At 32.8% G+C, this 20,345-nt stretch carries 17 protein-coding genes; 16 read left to right on the top strand and 1 reads right to left on the bottom strand.

What is annotated here, in order from left to right; genetic code table 11:
* The 3 genes from EBF09_RS02755 to EBF09_RS02750 form a co-directional block, all read left to right on the top strand.
* Positions 1 to 2,697, top strand: a 2,697-nt coding sequence (locus tag EBF09_RS02755; RefSeq protein WP_157978159.1) for an OmpH family outer membrane protein, incomplete at its 5' end; no start/stop codon positions are given.
* A gap of 455 nt (positions 2,698 to 3,152) precedes the next feature.
* Positions 3,153 to 3,323, top strand: a complete 171-nt coding sequence (locus EBF09_RS09160) for a hypothetical protein (protein WP_198672515.1) — start codon at positions 3,153 to 3,155, stop codon at positions 3,321 to 3,323.
* 21 nt (positions 3,324 to 3,344) lie between these two features.
* Positions 3,345 to 3,647, top strand: a complete 303-nt coding sequence (locus tag EBF09_RS02750) for a hypothetical protein (RefSeq protein ID WP_121763611.1) — start codon at positions 3,345 to 3,347, stop codon at positions 3,645 to 3,647.
* A 519-nt stretch (positions 3,648 to 4,166) separates the two neighbouring features.
* On the opposite strand, the gene hemW is transcribed toward EBF09_RS02750, so the two are convergent.
* Complete coding sequence (gene hemW, locus EBF09_RS02745) at positions 4,167 to 5,276, bottom strand: radical SAM family heme chaperone HemW (protein ID WP_232817634.1); 1,110 nt, start codon at positions 5,274 to 5,276, stop codon at positions 4,167 to 4,169.
* 56 nt (positions 5,277 to 5,332) lie between these two features.
* On the opposite strand from hemW, the gene EBF09_RS02740 reads away from it, so the two are divergent.
* The 13 genes from EBF09_RS02740 to fliM all read left to right on the top strand — a co-directional run bounded on the left by EBF09_RS02740 (position 5,333) and on the right by fliM (position 20,342).
* Positions 5,333 to 6,586 (top strand): TolC family protein, encoded by a 1,254-nt coding sequence (locus EBF09_RS02740; protein ID WP_121763610.1) that lies wholly within the window; start codon positions 5,333 to 5,335, stop codon positions 6,584 to 6,586.
* Positions 6,583 to 7,320 (top strand): efflux RND transporter periplasmic adaptor subunit, encoded by a 738-nt coding sequence (locus tag EBF09_RS02735; RefSeq protein WP_121763609.1) that lies wholly within the window; start codon positions 6,583 to 6,585, stop codon positions 7,318 to 7,320. The genes EBF09_RS02740 and EBF09_RS02735 overlap by 4 nt, the downstream gene beginning before the upstream one ends.
* Positions 7,320 to 10,388, top strand: coding sequence for an efflux RND transporter permease subunit (locus EBF09_RS02730; protein ID WP_121763608.1), 3,069 nt, complete (start codon positions 7,320 to 7,322; stop codon positions 10,386 to 10,388). Before EBF09_RS02735 ends, EBF09_RS02730 begins: the two co-directional genes overlap by 1 nt.
* Before the next feature lie 96 nt (positions 10,389 to 10,484).
* The gene (locus EBF09_RS02725; RefSeq protein ID WP_121763607.1) at positions 10,485 to 12,662 is read left to right on the top strand and encodes a WD40 repeat domain-containing protein; all 2,178 of its coding nucleotides are present in this window, start codon (positions 10,485 to 10,487) and stop codon (positions 12,660 to 12,662) included.
* A gap of 10 nt (positions 12,663 to 12,672) precedes the next feature.
* A complete protein-coding gene (gene ispG / locus EBF09_RS02720) occupies positions 12,673 to 13,761 on the top strand; it encodes a flavodoxin-dependent (E)-4-hydroxy-3-methylbut-2-enyl-diphosphate synthase (protein WP_121763606.1) in 1,089 nt (362 codons plus the stop codon).
* A 47-nt stretch (positions 13,762 to 13,808) separates the two neighbouring features.
* Positions 13,809 to 14,294 carry a type II 3-dehydroquinate dehydratase gene (gene aroQ / locus EBF09_RS02715; RefSeq protein ID WP_121763605.1) on the top strand — a complete coding sequence of 162 codons (486 nt, stop codon included), beginning with the start codon at positions 13,809 to 13,811 and terminating at the stop codon, positions 14,292 to 14,294.
* Between the two features lie 25 nt (positions 14,295 to 14,319).
* Positions 14,320 to 15,363 (top strand): M24 family metallopeptidase, encoded by a 1,044-nt coding sequence (locus EBF09_RS02710; protein ID WP_121763604.1) that lies wholly within the window; start codon positions 14,320 to 14,322, stop codon positions 15,361 to 15,363.
* Positions 15,364 to 15,368: 5 nt separating this feature from the next.
* Complete coding sequence (gene folK, locus EBF09_RS02705; protein ID WP_232817633.1) at positions 15,369 to 15,953, top strand: 2-amino-4-hydroxy-6-hydroxymethyldihydropteridine diphosphokinase; 585 nt, start codon at positions 15,369 to 15,371, stop codon at positions 15,951 to 15,953.
* A 1-nt stretch (position 15,954) separates the two neighbouring features.
* Complete coding sequence (gene flhF / locus EBF09_RS02700) at positions 15,955 to 17,346, top strand: flagellar biosynthesis protein FlhF (protein WP_121763603.1); 1,392 nt, start codon at positions 15,955 to 15,957, stop codon at positions 17,344 to 17,346.
* Positions 17,343 to 18,197: a MinD/ParA family protein gene (locus tag EBF09_RS02695; RefSeq protein WP_121763602.1), complete on the top strand. Its 855-nt coding sequence runs from the start codon at positions 17,343 to 17,345 to the stop codon at positions 18,195 to 18,197. The genes flhF and EBF09_RS02695 overlap by 4 nt, the downstream gene beginning before the upstream one ends.
* A gap of 12 nt (positions 18,198 to 18,209) precedes the next feature.
* A complete protein-coding gene (locus EBF09_RS02690; RefSeq protein WP_121763601.1) occupies positions 18,210 to 18,587 on the top strand; it encodes a hypothetical protein in 378 nt (125 codons plus the stop codon).
* Positions 18,587 to 19,291 carry an RNA polymerase sigma factor FliA gene (locus EBF09_RS02685; RefSeq protein WP_198672517.1) on the top strand — a complete coding sequence of 235 codons (705 nt, stop codon included), beginning with the start codon at positions 18,587 to 18,589 and terminating at the stop codon, positions 19,289 to 19,291. The genes EBF09_RS02690 and EBF09_RS02685 overlap by 1 nt, the downstream gene beginning before the upstream one ends.
* Entirely contained in the window at positions 19,284 to 20,342 is a 1,059-nt protein-coding gene (gene fliM, locus EBF09_RS02680; RefSeq protein WP_121763599.1) for a flagellar motor switch protein FliM, read from the top strand. Before EBF09_RS02685 ends, fliM begins: the two co-directional genes overlap by 8 nt.
* Positions 20,343 to 20,345 lie beyond the last annotated feature (3 nt).

The raw sequence follows: 20,345 nt of genomic DNA, 5'->3' as shown, positions 1-20,345 counted from the left end.
GATGAAACAACTCTTAATAATTTTAAAAATGCAAATCAACAAGGTAAATTAGCTTCTTTCTCTCCTGTCTTTAAACCTAATAAACAAGGAGATATAATAAACAAAGGAAACATTAATGCAAATGAAGTAGTAATGGTAGGAAATAGAGTAATCTTACAAAAAGCATTTAATGATAAAGGCAACTTTAATAAGATTAATGCAAACAATATTAATCTAAGTGGAAATACTATTAGTATAGATGTAGCAAGTATCAATGGAGATAAATTACAAAGCTTACAAACTACCGGTAAAGCAGAAGTTTATTTAGATGCTAGTGGATATTATTATAATACAGGCTCTTGGAATGTATTTGATAAAGCTAGTGGAAATAACCTTACTAAACATAAATATGTAGCCATAGGAAGCGATAGAGATTGGTGGCATTTTGCTAAAGGAACCAATACAAGCAAGGCTTTTAGAGAAACTGCCAAAGAATATAAACTTACAAATAATATAGACTTTGGAGGAGATAAAGGGAAAAACTATGCAAATTATTGTATTACTGGACTTGGTTGCACGAGTATGATTGTAGGGGATGATAATGGTTATTTTAGTAAAAATGAAGATAATACCTTTATAGCTAACTTTGATGGACAAGGCTATACGCTAAGCAATATTAATATTAAAATTAGCAAAGAGTCTACAGGGAATTATAAACCCAGTGATGTAGGGATATTTGGAAGTATTAAAAATGGAAAGATTAAAAATGTTAATGTGGATTATAAAAAAGGTAGCATAATAATTGATGCTGAGGATGCTCCTTGGTTGTATAGTGTGGGTGGATTTGTTGGAAGAGGTTATGCCAGATTTGAAAATATTAATTTTAAAGGAATCAAAGAAATTGATGTTAAGTATTTTTCTGGAGGATACCATGAAGGAACAGGATTAATAAGTAATACTGACTTAAGCATTGGTGGTTTTGCAGGGAGTATTAATGGTGCTAGCAATATCAATGTAAGTGATATTGGAAATATTAAGGCAGAAGGGATGGGTGGTGTCTCCGTAGGTGGTTTTGCAGGGAGTGTCAGCGATTCTAGCAATATTTATTTAAAGGGTGTTGGAAATATTTATGTAAAAGCTAAAGAAACAATCCCAAGCCCCGATGGTTTGAGTGTGATAACTGATGTTTTTATAGGAGGTTTTGCTGGTGAAGCAGAGGGAGTTTTTAAGATTTCTGTAAGAGATATAGGGGATATTTATGGAGAAATAGTAGAAAGCTCTGAAAGTGATGGAGCATTATATGCAGGCGGATTTGCTGGAAGTGGTGGAGGAATATCAGAGATTATCTTAGAAGGAGTGGGAAATATCACTGCTATAAGTAGTAGTGCTGGTGGTAATTGGAGTGGAAAAGTTGGAGCGTATGCAGGAGGATTTTTAGGTATTTCTGGTGGTGGTTTTGGTGGTGGTTTTGGTGGTAGTTCAATAGGAAATATTAATGATGTTTATATCTATCTTAAAGATGGAGCCACAATTACAGCTAAGCAAGAAAATGGAAAAGAAGGTAAAGCAGCTAAGTTTATAGGAAGCCTTGGAAAAAAGAGAGATTATGAATCCCCAGACAAACATAATATATCTAATATCAACCTTTATTATTCTGATACCAATAATCTTCCAAATGAGGATATAGCAGAAGTCATGAAAATTGAAGATGAATGGAGTTTGGAAGAAAAAATCACACAAGCAGGAAAAAGCAAACAAGAATTTTTCACTGCTATTCAACAAGACGGAGCTTTTAAAGAGGAGGTATGGGATCAAGAAAGCGGACAATGGGTAGAAAAAAATATACCAGTTTATGGGGATGGTGAAGGGGGGTATACCTTTAATAATCCCGATAAAGAAACTATAGCTCCAACAAAGCCAACCGATAATTCTAATAGCAAATTAGGAAGCGTAACCCTAAAACCTGAAGACTTTAGCAAAGAAATCCTAGATCAAATCCTAGCTGATTTAGACTTTGATCTCTTAAACGATGATATAGATTCTATTATTCAAACACTAGATTTCTTAAGGTATTTTAACAAAGAAGATATAGGAATACAATCTCTCTTTAGTGAGGATTATACTTTAGCAAATAACAATCAAAGTGATAATCTTTTTAATAACTTTGATAAGATTGTAGAAAAAATCAAAGAAGATAAAAAAATCCTAGAAGCTTATCAAAAAGATGTAGAAAAGTTTAATAAAGATTATGAACTTTATTTAGATACTAAAGGGGATATGACAGAGGAAGCCTTAGCAGGACTAGAAAAAGAATTAAAACAAAGACAAGAAGCTCTATTAAAAAGAGAAAAAGAAATAAATGCTCTTATAGATTCTTTTAACAAATCTATGCAAGAGAAACTTTATACTAACTTTGAATTAAACAAAGGAACTCCTATGTTTAATAATAATCCTTTAATCTTTACTTTAAATCTTACTCCTCTTAATAAAGGAGGAATAGGAGGAAATAATGGAGGAGGAGATAGTGATCAAACCATAACCACTCCTTTAAAAGACATTAACTCTTCTATGATAAACAAAGAAAAGATAGTCTTAGTAAAACCAGCAGAAGAAGAAAAAGAAGCACTTGATGAAGAGAAAGGAACACTCAATAGTAGAACTTGTGTAGTGAGTGAGAATTTTAAGACGAATAATCCTTGTATGGCTGAGAGGATTTAAAAAGAGAAATTCGCATTGGAGTAAGCATTTAATAGATTTTAAAAATTTTATAGGGTTCGCAGATTTTTTATCTAGCCTCACCCTAAAAATTTTTAAAAAACTCCTAAAGCCTTACGGCCACTACTATAATTTATTATTTTAGCTTTTTATCTTTTTGAAACTTACTAATCTTTAAAAACATTAACCCTTTTAAAAATCCTTTAAAACTTTTATTCTATGCAATAACTACTAGAATTATTTTACTATTTTTTACTATTGCAAATAATCCTAAACTATCTATATTGTCATTACAAGATTTGCAAAAGCAAATCGTGGTATACAAGTGAAGCGTTATCCACGAGCAAAGCGAAGTGCAAATCCACTTGTTAGAATCCAAAAATAAATGTAATTTTAGCTTTTAAAAAAGCTTTTAAAACCTTCCATAAAAAATAAATCACACATTGCAAACCCATGGATTGCCACGAGCTTTCAGCTCTCGCAGTGACAGAATCGCAAAATGCAAATCTAAAGGACTTTTGCAAACACTCTCTCGCCCTGCTTCGTGGTGCTCTAGTGTAGAAAAAGAGTTGCAGGAGTGCAACGCTTGCATGGAAGCTAGAAGCAGAAAAGGCAAGGCCCTCCCCTGATAGTCAAAAAGGGAGCTTTTTGTGCTTGGGGGAGTGAGGAGGGGGAGAGGCGTTTTTGCGAAAAAGGAAAGAAAGTTCCTTTTTAGACTGCTTTGTCGTTCTACTGCTCGTAGTGACAGAGATAGAAACTCTTTATTGCAAAAGAATTCTCGTGGCGATTGGGAAGAATTTACTTGTAAATTCAGTGTTCCCACTTCTCGCCTAAGAGAATTACTTTTAAATAAAGAGTTTAGGAGGATAGGGAAATTAAAAAGAAATGATTTAAATCTTTTGGATTTGCATTGCGTTTTGCTTGCAATAAAAAGTAAGTATCTCACTTTTTAAAAATAAATCATAATTAATATTTTAAACTTTGTTTTATTAAGCAGTTGCTATACTTTCATCGCTTTAAGCTTGTTTTTATTATCTTTTGAAGATGAAAAAGGAGCTAATATGGAATTAATAATTATATTTGTAATTTCACTAATAGTTCTTGTTTTAGTTTCAAAGAGAAACTAAAACAAACACATATAGAAAAACGATAGGATTCTAGTTAAACCCTGCTTAACTTAGACTTAAAGCAGTATTCTATTAAGAATGCATAAAAATTTATCTTTAAAAGGCAAAGCAGGTTAGGATCTTTCCTTTTTACCTTTTAAGGATAATTAAATAAAAATCAAAATTCTTTTGTAAGATTTTAAATTTGCACTTTGCTTTGCTTGTGGATAATGCTTTGTTTGTAGGCTGTGATTTGTTGGTGTAAAATTTGTAATGAAAGGCTGTGTATTATAGGTTTTTTTGAACTACAACGAGTTAAAGATCTCGCAATTTTAAGCATTTCTTAGGTTATTTTATAAAATAAAGTTATTTTTCACTTAAAAAAAGTGCGATTTCATCGCCTAAAAATAAATCATTTGCTACTATCCTATCTCCTTTCTTTGTTACCTTTTCTTCTTCTAGTAAAATTTTTAGTTTCTTTGTGTTTTTGACTTTGTTTAGTGGGACACCAAAAGAGGTTCTTAAGCCAAGAAATAAGCCTTCTAGTTCTAAATCTTCTTTGCTTAAATTTTCAATTTCTTCTAAGAGTGGGTTTTGTATGTATTTTTCTAAAATTTTTTGGGGATAGAGTCTTTTGTTATGGATACAGCCCACAGCTCCTGCACCTACGCCTATGTAGGGCTTTTGCTCCCAGTAGCTTAGATTATGCAAAGAAAATTTAGAATCTTTTGTGTAATTACTCACTTCATATTGCAAAAATCCTTTATCTTCCAAAAGAGCCTTTACAAAATGCCCCATACTAGCAAATCCTGCAAATTCTCCGCTTAATTCTTTTTTCTTTTTTTTAAAAAACGCACTCCCCTCATCAATACTAAGATGATAAGCAGAAATGTGAGAAGTCCCTAAACTTAGGGCTTGTTTTATCTCATTTTGCAAAAGAGATTCATTGCATAAAGGAGTGCCATAGATTAAATCCATACTTAAGTTTTGGATATTAGCCTTATTTAGAGTATTTATGGCATTAAAAGTGGAGGAATTTTGATGGTTTCTTTCTAAAAATTCTAGTTTTTCTAAAGAGAAACTTTGCACCCCAAGACTTACTCTATTTACCCCAAAATCTCTTAAAGCACAAATCCACTCATAGCTTAAAGAATTAGGATTAGCCTCAATACTCACTTCAGCATTGGCTTCTAAAAAGGGCGAAATTAGCTTAAAAATAGGCTCATAAAGTTTATAAGGGACTACACTAGGAGTGCCACCCCCTATATATAAAGAAGTGATTCTAAGATTGCTAAAACTTTGGATTTTAGAAAGCAAATGAGTATATAAAGCTTTCATATAGAGGGGTTTTAGATGATTTTTATTTACAAGAGAATTAAAAGCACAATAGCCACATTTGCTATCACAAAATGGGATGTGTAGATAAAGTGAAAGACGCAAAACAAAAAACTCCAAAAATAAATGGGATTTTATCAAAAATATTTGTTTTTTAAGCACTTTTAAGAGAGAATTTAAAGAAAAGTAGGAGAATTATGAAAGGATTTTTTGTATTTTTGGCTTTTAGTCTGTGTTTATTTGGGGAAAATCAAACTCTAGATTATCTTTTAAAAGCTTCTAAAGATAATCCACTGCTACATGCTAAAAATTTGCAAAGCGAAGCAGCAAAGAAAGAAAAACAAGCACTTTATTCTTTGTATCTTCCTAGAATAGAGGTGGGTTATAATGCACAAAAATTGCAAAATCCTGATATTTTTTATCCAAAAAGCATAGAAGGTGCTTACATAGAGGCAAATTGGCTTTTGTTTGATGGTTTAAAGCGTGAGGGAAAACTCAAAATGGGGGAATTAAAAGAAAAGATGAGTAATTTAGAAGCCCTAAGCACACAAGAACAAATTTATTTAGAGATTATTAGGGGGTTTTATGGGGTGCTTACTTTAGAGGGGCGCTTAAATGCCCTAAAAGTCAAAGAAAAGGAGCTTTTAGAAAATAGCCAAAAATTTAGCACTTTGCACTTAGCAGGTTTAGCACCTAAAGATACGCTAGAAGCGATTAAGGCAGAGCTTTTTAAAAGCTCCTATGAAATAGAAGAGTTAGGGGTGGTTTTAAAAAAAGCTAGGGAAAATTTAAGTCTTTTAAGCGGTGTTGCAATCACAACTTTAAAAGAAGAGAGTCTAAAAGAAATTTATGCATTAGAGCCTAAAGATAGGCTAGATTTACAAGCAAATTTGCAAAAAGTAAAGATTAAAAAAGAAGAAAGTTCGCAATATAATTATTTGCCAACTATTGTCTTAAATAACCGCTATACAGATTATCATTATGGCACAAGGGAAATCCCAACGCTCCCTTTTAGCTTTAAGATAGAAGATCCAGAATACCAAAATATATTTGGGATTCATATTTCTTTAGTGGTTTTTGATAGCTTTAGTACGCATTTGCAAAAAGAAGCCAAAAGAATAGAGCATTTAGCGGCAAATTCAGAATATAGCTACCAAAAAGATAGCCAAAAAAGAGAAAGATTAATAGCAGAATATGCACTAAAGAGTGCAAAAGAAAGGATTAGTTGGGCTAAGCAATCTTTAGAATCTGCAAAAATTGCTTATTTTTATGCAAAGGATAAATTTGAAGCACAGCTAATAGATTATACGCAGTATTTAAACGCACTTAGCACTTATTTTAGTGCAAAGGGTTTTTATGATGAGGCACGCTTTGCTTATGAGATTAAAAAGGCGGAATTTGTCTATTATAGTGGAGGAAATTTAGAAAGCTTTGTAGGGGGAGCACAATGAGGATAGTTTTATTGATTTTAGTCTTTTTACCTTTATTTGCAGGAGAAAATAAAGAAATTTATGCAACTTTTAGTGTGGTTGCGGTTAAAAGCTCGGTTTTAAGCCTATCAAGTAGTGGAGTGGTGGAAAATATTTTTAGCGATGTTGGGGAGATGCATAAAAAAGGCGATAAGCTTTTAAATTTAAAAAATGGCGATTTATTGCAGAATCTAAAAAGTGCTAAAGCTGCTATGGATTCGCTTAGTAAAAAATATGAATTTAGTAAAAGGCAATTTTTGCGTTATGAGAAGTCTAAAGAAGCGATTGATTTAAACACTTATGAGAGGATAAAAGCAGAGCATGAAAGCTTATTTTATGAGTTAAAAAGGGCAGAGGCTAATTATAAGCTTCAAAAAGAGCTTTATGATAAAACCTTTCTTTATGCGCCTTATGCAGGAAGAATTACTTATAAATACATAGAAATAGGCGAGGGTGTGGGTGCGATTAGCACGAAACTTTTTAGCTATGAAAGTTTAGAAAAAAAGGCTATGATTGAATTTGATTCTAAATATTTTACACAAGTAAAAAAGGGAGATAAATTTTATTATAAATTTGAAGGACAAGAGGGGGCAAAACCTCTTGTAATTAATAAGATTTATCCAGCGATTATCGGTAAAAAGGCTATTGTGGAAGCTAGATTTTTAGATTCGATACCTAGTGGGATTTTTGGCGATGGATTTATTAGGGAAAAGTGATGTTTAAGCTTATTTTAGAGCGTCCTATTGGTGTTTTGATGTTTGTTTTAGCACTTTGCTTTTTTGGTGTGGGTGCGCTAAATCGCTTAAGTGTAGAGCTTTATCCAAATATTGATGTGCCTATGGTAACCATCACTACAGCATATCCTGGGGCTAATGCGCAAATTGTTGAAGGAAAAGTAACAGATAAGATTGAAGAGGCTGTGAGTGGGATTGACGCACTTAAAAAAATCACTTCTATTAGTGCAGATAATGTAAGTGTTGTGGTGGCTGAATTTGAGCTAGAAAAACCTATTGAAGTAGCGGCAAATGATGTAAGGGATAAAGTATCAAGTGTGAGTTTTGGGAGTGAGGTAAAATCCCCCATTGTAGAAAAGCTAAATATAGGCGGAACTACGCCTGTTATTTCACTTTTTATAAGCCCTAAAAAGCTTCCTAAAAATAATGCAGAGCTTTTAGCTTTGCATACACATACAGATTTAAACATTAAGCCACTTTTGCAGAGAATTAAAGGGGTTGGTAGGGTGAATCTCGTAGGGTTTTTGGAGCGTGAGATTCATATAAAGCCCTCTCCTAGCTCTTTAAACAAATACAATCTTACCTTTAGTGATGTAGCTAATGCGATTAATTCTCAAAATGTAGAAATAGATGGGGGTAAGATTATTTCTAGTGCTAAAGAATGGAAGATTTTAACCAAAGCAGATGCAAATTCTATTAAGGAGTTAGAGGAAATTTTAGTAGGAGATCGCATAAGATTAGGAGATATTGCTCTAATAAAAGAAACTTTTAAAGAGCCAAGAAGTTTTTCAAGTTTAAAAATAAAAGATTCTAAAGGAGAAGAAAACTCTCTTGGAGTGCTTTTGGAGATTGAAAAAATCACAGGTGCAAATGAAATAGAGATTACTAAAGCTATAAAAGAGCTTATGCCAAGCTTAGAGGCGATGAGTGAGGATTATAAGCTCACTTTAATAAGAGACACAACAACTTATATAAAAGACAGCCTAAAAGCAGTGCAATTTGATTTAATTTTAGGAGCGATTTTAGCGGTTTTGGTGGTTTTTATTTTTTTAAGAGATTTTAGAATTACGCTTATTGCAGCATTAAGTATCCCCTCATCCATTTTAGGCACTTTTGCTTTAATGGAAGTTTTTAATATGAGCTTAAATCTTGTAACTATGATCGCCCTAACTTTAGCCATAGGTATTATTATTGATGATGCGATTGTGGTGATTGAAAATATTTATAAAAAAATAGAAGAGGGGAAGGCAAGAAAAGAAGCGGCATTTCTTGGGATAAAGGAAATTTCTTTTGCGCTCATTGCTATTTCTTGTATGCTTTTATCTGTGTTTGTGCCTATTGCAAATATGAGTGGGATTACAGGGAGATTTTTTGTTTCTTTTGGGATAAGCCTTACTTTGGCGATTGTTGTTTCTTATTTTGTAGTGATTAGCTTTATCCCAAGCCTTAGTGCTAGGGTGATTAATCCTACAAAGAGTGCTTTTTATCTAAAAAGTGAAAAATATTTTTTAAAGCTAGAAGAGTTTTATATAAAGGTTTTACATTTTTCTTTTCAGTATTCTAAAGCTTTGCTTGTGGGAGTATTTTTGCTTTTTGTAGCCTCTGTGTTTTTGATTACAAGGTTAGGAGTAGAATTTCTACCCTCTGAAGATAAGGCAGAATTTGATATTAAGCTAACAGCAAAACCAGGAATCTCACTAGAGCAAATGCGTAAAATCACACTAAAAGTGCAAGAAGAGCTAAACAATACTAAAGAAGTGGAATACAGCCTTTTAAATATCGGCTTTACAAGCGAACAAAAAGTATATGAGGGAAAAATTTATGTGCGTTTGTCCCCTTATAACAAAAGAGAAAGAACCCAAAAAGAAATTATGGAGGATTTAAGAGAAACTTATAAACAATATGCAAAAGATTTAAATTTAGAAATTACACTCATTGAGATTCCTCAAATTAGTCTAGGCGAAGATGATAGTCCTTTACAACTTAGTCTTTATTCTTTGGAAGATAGCGCATTAGCACAAAGTGTGGAAAAGATTCAAAACTTTATGCAAAAAAGTGGCAAATATAGAGATATTCATACAGATATTAAACCCAAAACCCCCCAAATTACTTTAAAAATTGATAGGGCATTAGCAAGTAAATATCATCTAAGTGCAACCCAAATTGCACTCGCAATTAGTAACGCTTTTAGTGGAGCTAGGGAGATTTCTTATTATAGAGAGAGGGGGAGGGAATATAATATTATTCTTTTAAGTTCCAAAAAAGATGCTAAAGAGGATTTAAAATATCTTACTTTAAAAAATTCTTTAGGGGAGGTGGTGTTTTTAGAAGGGCTTGTTAGCTTTGAAGAAGAGGGAGCTATCGGTTCTATAAAACGCTATGATAGGCAAAGGAGTGTAAATATCTATGCAAATTTAAGTGATGGAGTGAGCTTAGGGGAGGCAACTAGTCTTTTAGAAGAGAACAAAAATGCATGGCTAGTACCAAGAGTGAATTACAAAATAGAAGGTTATGCAAAATATATGCAAGAAACAAATGCTGCTTTTATTGTGGCTATGGTGAGTGCTTTTGTGCTTATTTATTTTATTTTAGCAACTTTATATGAATCTCTTTTGCAACCTTTAGTGATTATGATTACTTTGCCACTTAGTTTTGTGGGAGCGTTTTTAGCGCTTTTTGTGAGCGGAAATGCACTGAGCCTTTTTAGTATTATGGGATTAATGCTACTTATGGGATTAGTGGGTAAAAATGCTACTTTGCTCCTTGATGTGGCAAATTTAAAAAGAGAAGAAGGGCAAAATACACAAGAAGCACTAATCAAAGCTGGAAGATTACGCTTAAGACCGATTTTAATGACAACAATCGCCATGGTTTTTGGAATGCTTCCTTTAGCTTTAGCACAAGGAGAAGGGAGTGCGATAAAATCTCCTATGGGGATTGCTATGATAGGGGGATTGCTTTTTTCTATGTTTTTAAGTCTTGTGTTTGTGCCTATTTTTTATAGAATTTTAGCACCCATAGATGATTTTTTGAAAAAATATTATCGTTAATTTTTAAAGCTTTACAAAAAATATTAGTCTTAAATTACAAGCTACCTTTTAGGCTAAAAGTGTATAATCAAGATTAAGAATACTTAAGGATATTTTATGTTCCCCATTAAAAATAAACTGCACTTAATAGGCAGTGTTTTAGCAATTTCTAGTAATAAAGAATCTATTTTATGTATGGATAATCTTTATAATGTTTGTGTTTTTAATAAAACAAATATGACTTTAGAAGAAAATTTAAAGCTTTCTAAAAATGCAGAACCTATGCACTATTTTAGCAAATGTGTTGCAATATCAAATTATAATTCTAAAGTTGCTGTGGGGATTGCTAAAAGTCCTAAGGCCATTGTGCTAAATGCACAAAAAACAATCGCTCCTATTGCTACATTAACTTGGCAAAAATTAGAGATTTCTACTCTTGTTTTTTCTAAAAATGATAGTTATTTGGCAACAGGTGGGGAAGATGGGAGGGTTCTTATTTATGAGGGGGATAGCTTTCAGCTTCTTTTAAGTCTTCCTCCTTTTCCAGATTATATTTCTACAATTTGCTTTAGTGAAGATGAAAGTTTAGTTTTTGCTTCATGCTTTCATAAGAGTGCTATGATTTTTGATGTAGAAAAAAATATTCTAGTGTGTAATTTTGAACTAGATTCTATTATTGAAGATGCGTTTTTTTATGAGGATAATAAAAAGCTTTTTGGCGTGTGTAAAGATGGAAGCGTTTTTGTTTATGATATTGTAGAAAAGAAGCTACTTTTACAAAACCAAATTTCTAAAGTTTGGCTAACTACTACACAAAAAATAAATGAGGATTATGCAATTGTAGGTGCAAAAGATACGCTTTTAAGAATCATTAGATTAAGCGATGGAGCTTTAATAGATACGATTTTATTAGATAATCCTGGAGTGAGTTCTATGTATCAAGAAGGGGATTTGCTCTATGTGGGTGGGAGCGATGGTAGTTTGCAAATAGCGGATTTAAATAAGTCTAAAGAAGCTATGCTAGAAACTTTAGAAAAAAATGATTTAAAGACGGCTATGGATTTGATTTTAAAAGAAAATATTTTTTTAAAAATTAGCAAAGATTATATTCATAAGGTAGAAACTTTATGGAAAGATACTCTAAAAGAAGCAATTGAGCTACTTTCAAAAGATAAAATGGAAGAAGCCTCTAATCTTGTTGCACCTTTTATGCTAGATAGATATAAAAAAGAGGAATTTGATTATTATTGGCAACAAAAGGAGAATGTAGCAAAATTTAACGATGCAATTTTGGAAAAAAATTACCAAGAGGCTTATAAGCTTGCAGAGTTACATCCTTATTTAAAAGAAAGCTTGGCTTATGCAAATATAGAAGAGCTTTGGGAGAAGTCTTTTGAAGTTTCTAAGCGACTTTTAGCACAAAATGCAGAGCTTAATACTCACAAAGCACAAGAGCTTTTACGTCCTTTTATGCAGGTTAAAGGTAAAAAAGAAACTATAATGATGCTTTTGCGTAATGTTGATAAATATCTTCAAGCAGATAAAGAATATAAGGCAAAAAACTTTGTAGAATATTTTAAATTATGTGAAAGATTCTCATTTTTAAAAGAAACTACACTTTTTAAAAGTGCGCTTTTTATAGGCGAGCAGATTATGCAAAAAGTTGCAATTTTAGAAGATAGTGGGGATTATGCAAAAGCGCTTGAGGTGTGTAAGTTTCTCTCTTCTATGCCTCCTTTTAAGCAAATTGCAAACGATAAGACAGAACGCATTAAGATTAAGCAAGAGTTTTTAAATGCAACAAAAGAGCATAAATTAGCTCAAGCATTTGCTTTCACAGAAGAATATCCAGAACTTAAAGGGTTAAAAGAGGGTAAAGCACTCTATGAGAATTTTAAAAATAAAACAAAAGCTGCACTAAGTTATGCGAATGCAGGCGATGGTAAGGGTGTTTTGGATTGTTTAAAAGAATATTTATATATTGATTTGTGGAAAGATAAAATTGCTTCTATTTTAAAGATAGCTTATTTAAATGAATTTTTAGCACATTCTCCTAAAAAAGAAACAAAAGAAGAAGAGAAAGAAAATATCTCATGGGAAGAAACTTTTGGCTATTATATAGAACGCTATGGCAAAGATGAAGAACTAAAAAAAGTCGCACAAGAAATGGAATTAGAAGAAGTTATTGAAAAAATTCCACTTGATGGGAACACAAAAGGCTATTTAACTGCTATAATTGCAGATTCATTGATTTCAATAGATAATCAACCCTTACAAGAACATAAACAAGAATAAAGGTGAAACTATGGAAACACTAAAGAAGCGTTTTCCAACTAAGCAAATATATGTAGGTAATGTGGCAGTAGGTGGAGATGCACCTATTTCTGTGCAAAGTATGACTTTTTCTAAAACTGCAGATATTAAGGCTACAAAAGAACAAATTGATAAATTGCAACTTGCAGGTTGTGATATTGTGCGTGTGGCGGTGAGTGATGAAGAAGATGCTTATGCATTAAAAGAGTTAAAAAAGCAGATTTCTTTGCCATTAGTGGCTGATATTCACTTTCGCTATAAACTTGCGCTCATTGCTACACAAAGTGTGGATTGCATTAGGATAAATCCAGGCAATATAGGTTCTAAAGAAAAAATAAAAGCCGTAGTGGAAGCGTGTAAAGAGAGAAAGATTCCTATACGCATAGGAGTAAATGCAGGAAGCCTAGAAAAACAATTTGAAAATAAATATGGTGCAACTCCTAAGGGAATGATAGAATCAGCACTCTATAATATCAAGCTTTTAGAAGATTTTGGATTTAGTGAGATAAAAGTTTCCCTAAAAGCTAGTGATGTAGAACGCACCATGAGTGCTTATAGAGGCTTAAGAGAGCTTGTAAGATATCCTTTTCATTTAGGCGTTACAGAAGCAGGAGATTTAGAATCTTCTATGATTAAAAGCTCTATGGCGCTTGGTGGGCTTTTAATGGAGGGGATAGGCGATACTATGCGTGTGTCTATCACAGGAGAGCTAGAAAAAGAGATAGAGGTAGCACGCTCTATTTTGCGTTATAGTGGGCGACAAAAAGAGGGAATTACTTATATCTCTTGCCCCACTTGTGGGAGATTACAAGCAGATTTGGTTCCGCTTTTAAAAGAGATTAAAGCTAAAATGCCTCCTATTAAAACTCCCATGCAACTTTCAATCATGGGGTGTGCGGTGAATGCGCTAGGAGAGGCAAAACATGCAGATGTTGCCATTGCCTTTGGGAGTGGTGATGGTTTGATTATCAAAAAGGGCGAGATTATTGGCAAATACAAGCAGGAAGATTTAATAGAAGTTTTTATTGATGAGGTTTTAAAAACACAAAAGGAAATGGAGAAAGAAGAAATTAACTCTTAAGCAAGTTTTTTTTATAATTGTTTAAAGTTTTAAAATTAGGAGTAAAAATGAAAGTTTTAGTTATTCAAGGACCCAATCTCAATATGTTAGGCATTAGAGATCCTAGAATGTATGGAAATTATAAATTAGAGAATATCCATCAAAATATCAAAGCACATGCAGAGCAACTAGCTTTAGAAGTGGATTTTTATCAGAGTAATTATGAAGGGGAGATTGTAGATAAGATTCAAGAATGCCTTGGGCAATATGATGGGATTATCATAAATCCTGCTGCATATTCGCACACTTCTATTGCGATTAGAGATGCAATTAGTGCGGTTGGTTTGCCTACAATTGAAGTGCATATTAGCAATATCCATGCTAGAGAAGAGTTTAGACAAAAGAGTATTACAGCACCAGTTTGTTCGGGAAGTATCGTAGGTTTTGGACCATTTGGCTATCATTTAGCTTTGCAAGGAATTTCACAAATTTTAAATGAAATTAAGGCAATCAGAGAAGCACAACAAGCACAAGCTAATCAAAACCAAGAATAAATGCAAGGAATATAAGGGGGGTGGGATGGAAAATTTTATTATTCAAAATGAAAATGCACTTTATTATGAGATAAATTATAGTTGCGATCATGGGCTATTTTTAGCCCTTGGGGATAAGGGATATTTTTTTACTGATGGGCGTTATGAAGTGGAAGCCAAAGAAAATATAAAAAGCAACAAGTATGAAATAGAAGTGCAAATTAGTAAAGACTTGATTAGAAGTGCAAGAAATGTTCTAAAAAAATACCATAAGTTAAATGTGATTTATAATCCTCAAGATTTTAGTGTTTATGATTTTGAAAAGTTAAAAGCAGATTTAAAGATTAATTTTTTAGCAAAGCCTAATTTTCATCAAGAAAAGCGTATGATAAAAACAAAAGAGGAAATAGATTTGCTCCATAAAAGCCAGACTTTAAATAATGAAGCTTTTAAAAAGTTTGCAAAATATATTAGCAAAAAGGGAGAAAATGCTTTAGAATCTTTTTTGCATTTTAAATCACAAAGTTTTTTGACCCATAAGGGCAAATATGATCTTAGCTTTAACCCCATAGTGGGCATTAATGCAAATGCGGCAAAACCCCATGCACTTCCTTCAAATGATAAGCTAAAAAAGGGAGATTTATTGCTTTTTGATGCAGGAATGAAATATCAAAGATATTGCTCGGATAAAACAAGAACAGGCTATTTAGGTAAAAATGGACTTTCTTTTAAAAAAGAGCAAAAATTTAGCGATTCTAAAATGCAACAAATTTATGATATTGTCCTAAAAGCACAAGAGAGTGCGATAAAGGGAGTAAAGCCTGGAATGCTTGCTTGTGAAGTAGATGCACTTGCAAGAGAAGTGATAGAAAAAGCAGGTTTTGGTAAATTTTTCGTCCATAGCACAGGGCATGGGATAGGGCTTGATATTCACGAGCTTCCCTTTATTTCTCCAAAATCTAAAGTTGTTTTAGAAGAAGGAATGGTGTTTTCTGTTGAGCCTGGGATTTATTTACCTAAAGAATTTGGTGTAAGGATTGAAGATTTAGTTGTTGTAACAGCAAATGGAGCTAAAATCTTAGGAGAATAGATAATTTGAAAAGTAAGAGTTTTTATGCATTAAAAACCTATCAAAAAAAGCAAATTAAAGAAAGGTTTATAGAATATAAACCTAAAAAGATTCAAAAACCTTTTAATAAAACCCAAAAAATATCCGCAAAGCTTAAAAGAGTTGAACTTTTAAGAAATCCAGATCCTTTTATGTTTTATAAAAAACCTAGTGTTTTTAAAGGTGCAGTTCTTTTGGGAGTTGGAGGCAATGTGGGCGATGTTTTAGTAACTTTTTGGAAACTTTTTAAGAGGTTAAAAGTTAATTTTGATATAATGCAAATATCGCCTTTTTTAAAGAATCCTGCTTTTGGCTATACAGAACAAGAGGATTTTTATAATGCACTAGTATGGCTAAAGATGCAAAAGGGTTATGTGGATTTTTTTGCTTATATGTCTTATTTAGAAAGAGTTTTTGGGCGTAAAAGAAAGCGAGAGTTTAAAAATGCTCCAAGGACTTTAGATATTGATATTTTAAGTTTTAAAGGAAAGAGGATTAATTTAGCACATATGTGTATTCCACATAGGGAGTGGATAAAAAGAGAAAGTATAATATTGCCACTAAAGGGTTAAAATGAAATTATTTACTTATCAAGCACAAACTTCATCACTTGCAATAACAGAAGCCAAGAAAGAATTAGGAGATGAGTTTTCACTCATTTCTCAAAAGAAATTGCCAGATGGAAATTATGAAATATCCGTCGCTATTGATGAAGCAGAACTCAAAAAAGTCAAAGAGAAACGCCAAAATGAAGAGGCAAAAGCTGATTCTTTTGTAGCTAAAAATAATAGTATTGCAGAACGCTTAGAGATTATTGCTGCAAAAGAGCTAGAGAAAAAAAGAGCGATGGCAAATGTGCAAAATTTACATGCAAAATTACCAGAAGATGTTTCTTTGCAGCTTTCAGATGCAGTGCGTCAAATCTCGCAAATTGCAGGGGTAGAGAGTAAGATTCCCCCAAAATCTCCCTATCAAGATAAGCAAACTTTAGCCCCCAAAAAAGAAGAAAAGCAAGAAGAGAATAAAAAAACGATTAAAAAAGAAAAAGATAGTGGGGATTTTCGTGTCTTAAAGGGTGAGATTGATAGGTTAAATGATAAATTAAAGCTAATTCAAAATATGTTTTGGGAAGAGAGAGGGCCAAAGAGTGAAGGGCTTATTATCCCGCATGAGTTCGCAGAGATTTATAGAATCACAAAAGCAAGTGGAATGGCAAAAGAGCATTTAGAAAAGATTATGCAATTAACCTTAGAACTTATGCCTATTAAAATGCGTGAAAATTCTGTATTGATTAAACGCTATTTTAGAGAAGTTTTGAGAAAAATGGTTTATGCAAGGCAAGAAAATCTAAGTTCTAATGCAAAAAGTATTATGATGCTAGTAGGACCTACGGGAGTGGGGAAAACTACGACTTTAGCAAAGCTTGCCGCAAGATATTCTAAAATGCTTAATAAAAATTACAAAGTGGGCGTGATTACACTGGATACTTATAGAATTGGTGCAGTAGATCAGCTTATGTTCTATGCTAAGAAAATGAAATTAAGTATTGAAACAGCAGTGGATACAGAAGAGTTTGTAAGTGCGCTAGATTCTTTAAAATATTGTGATTATATTTTGATTGATACTATTGGAAGTTCTCAACATGATAGAGCAAAGCTAGAATCTTTAAAAAGCTTTGTAAATGCCGATCCAAATGTGAAAATTGATGTGAGTTTGGTGATGAGTGCCACGACAAAATATGAGGATTTAAAGGATATTTACCATACTTTTTCTACTTTGGGGATTGATACGCTAATTTTTACCAAGCTTGATGAAACGCGTGCTTATGGGAATGTATTTTCTTTAATCTATGATACTAAAAAGCCTACAAGTTATTTTTCTATCGGGCAAGAAGTTCCAAATGATTTAAAAGTAGCAAGTAGCGATTTTTTAATTGATTGTCTTTTAGACGGGCTGATAAAATGAAAAATCAAGCCGCAGCACTTGATAGCCTTATAAAAGAAAAAAGGGTAGATACAAAGTTTATAGCGATTACAAGCGGTAAAGGGGGTGTGGGTAAATCCACCTTTAGCGCAAATTTAGGTTATAAACTTTGGCAACTTGGTTTTAAAATTGCTATTTTGGATGCAGATATTGGACTTGCAAATTTAGATGTAATGTTTGGCGTTAGAGTGGAGAAGAATCTTTTGCATGTGCTTAAAAATCAAGCAAGATTAAAAGATATTTTAATCCCCATAGAGCATAATTTTTATTTAATACCCGGAGATTCAGGGAGTGATATTTTTCGCTTTAAAAGTGAATTTATGTTTGAAGTTTTGATTGAAGATTCTAAGATTTTAGATGGATTTGATTTTGTGCTTATTGATACAGGAGCGGGTATTGGCGAATATACGCAAACCTTTTTAAAGAATAGTGATGATATTGTCGTGCTAACTGTGCCAGATCCAGCTGCAATTACTGATGCTTATGCTACAATCAAGCTTGCTTCACATTATAAAAAGCGTGCTTTTATGATGATAAATATGGCTAAAAATGATAAAGAAGCCTTGATGATTTTTGAAAAAATCAATAAAATCGCAAGCAATAATATTAAAAATATTTCCCTAGAATATCTAGGCAAACTTTCAAAAGATCCTTTGATTAATCGTTATACAAAAAATCGTTCTATCTTTGTGAGAGAGGAGCCAAATTGTTCGCTTTCTATGGAGATTGAAGAGATTGCAAGGAAATTAGCACAAAAGATGGAACGGAATGTGCTAGTAGAAGAAGATAAAAGATTTGGTAAATTCCTCAAAAGGATTTTGGGGCATTTTTAACAAGGAATGTAAATGACGCTAAAAATGGATAATTTTTTAAGCTTTGCAATTGTAAATGGGTTTTTTATAGGGCTTTTGCTTTCTTTTTTGAAGTTTGATGAACCTGAAATGATTGTAGCTTGGACGCTAATTGCCACGATTGGTTTTTACTTGATAACCCTTGTTAGCGTGTCCTTTTTTATGCATTTCTTTGATGATAAAAATAAGGCAAATGTCAATAAGTCTTCTTATAATAGAATCTTAGAAGACTATATAGAGGAATTTGATAAAAGAGAACGTACAACCAATAAAATTAGAAATTTCCTAAGAACTATGGAGAAAAGTGCTAAAGAAGAGGAAGATGATGAGGCACATGAACTCTCTAAGAATAATTCTAGGCAATTATTATGATTAATAAAGAAAATCCCTACACACAAGCAATCAAAAATCAAAGAGATGACTTAGTGGTAGCCTATCTTCCAGCGCTTAGAGCTTTGGCGTATCGGCTAAAAGAGCGTTTGCCTTCTTTTATAGAGGTGGCAGATTTGATTTCTATTGGCACAGAAGAGCTTATTAAAATAGCAAGAAGATACGATGAAAATTTAAACGATTCCTTTTGGGGCTATGCAAAATCGCGAGTTTATGGGGCTATGCTGGATTATTTAAGGAGTTTAGATTGCCTTTCACGCTATACAAGAACTTTAGTAAAAAAGATTGATTATGAGATTTTAAAATACTACAACGAGCACCAAGAAGAGCCAAGCAATGAGTATTTAAGTGAAGTTTTAGAAGTAGAGATTGATAAAATAAAAGATGCAAGAAATGCAAGTGAGATACGCGTAAATTTACCACTTGAAGAGCAATTAAATTTTTATGAAGAAGAAAAAATTTACGATAAAATAGAAAAAGAAGAATTGATAAAAATAATAGAGCAGGTTTTAAGCGTTTCTAATAAAAATGAACAACTTGTTATACAGCTTTATTATTATGAAGAGCTTAGTTTTAAAGAGATTGCAGAAGTTTTAGAAGTGAGTGAATCTAGAGTTTGTCAAATTCATAAAGCAATGATTAAAAAAGTAAGAGAATATCTTGTGCAAAGGGGATATGATGGCTGATATTTTAAGTCAAGAAGAAATTGATGCACTTTTAGAAGTGGTTGATGATGAGGGGAGTGATACTGAAGTTTTAGAAAAACCGCAAGTATTGCAACAAAGGCAAATCACTCTTTATGATTTTAAACGCCCCAATCGTGTGAGTAAAGAGCAATTGCGTGCCTTTAGAGGAATCCATGATAAAATGGCAAGAAGTCTTTCAAGCCAAATTTCTGCAATTATGCGTTCTATTGTAGAGATTCAGCTTCATAGCGTGGATCAAATGACTTATGGGGAATTTTTGATGAGTTTGCCAAGCCCGACAAGCTTTAATGTTTTTTCTATGAAACCTCTTGATGGAACGGGAGTTTTAGAGATAAATCCAAGCATTGCTTTTCCTATGATAGATAGGCTTTTAGGAGGCAAGGGTGATCCCTATGAATCTACGCGGGAATTTAGCGATATTGAACTAAATTTATTAGATACAATTTTGCGTCAAATGATGCAAAATCTAAAAGAAGCATGGGCGCCTATCACAGAGATTTTTCCAACCGTGGATGTTAAAGAATCTAGCCCTAATGTTGTGCAAATTGTTGCACAAAATGAGATTGTTATTATGGTGGTTATGGAGATTATCATAGGACATAGTAGTGGAATGATGAATCTTTGTTATCCTGTAATTTCTTTAGAATCGGTTCTTTCACGCCTTGCAAGTAGGGATATTATGCTAAGTGAAACAAATTCCAAAAAATCTCGCAATAAAGAACTTCAAGCACTCCTTGGAGGTGCTAAAGTGAATGTTGCTGCAATGCTTGGAGAAACAAAGCTTGCTGTAAAAGAGATTTTGGATTTAGAAGTGGGTGATATTGTAAGGCTTGATAGACCCGCAGATGATACGGTAATCATCAATGTCGATGGTAGAGAGAAGTTTTTAGCTAGCATTGGGCTTCATAGATATAGAAAAACGATTGAAGTTAAAGAAATGATAAAAACTGAAAAAGATCAAGTAAAAGAGATTTTAGAAATGCTAGAAACTCAACGCAAGAGTAGAGCAAGTGAAATTGAAGATGAATAGGAG

Origin of the sequence: Helicobacter burdigaliensis (assembly GCF_003670295.1) — a bacterium.
Lineage (GTDB): Bacteria > Campylobacterota > Campylobacteria > Campylobacterales > Helicobacteraceae > Helicobacter_D > Helicobacter_D burdigaliensis.
This window is presented reverse-complemented; position numbering and strand designations above follow the sequence as displayed.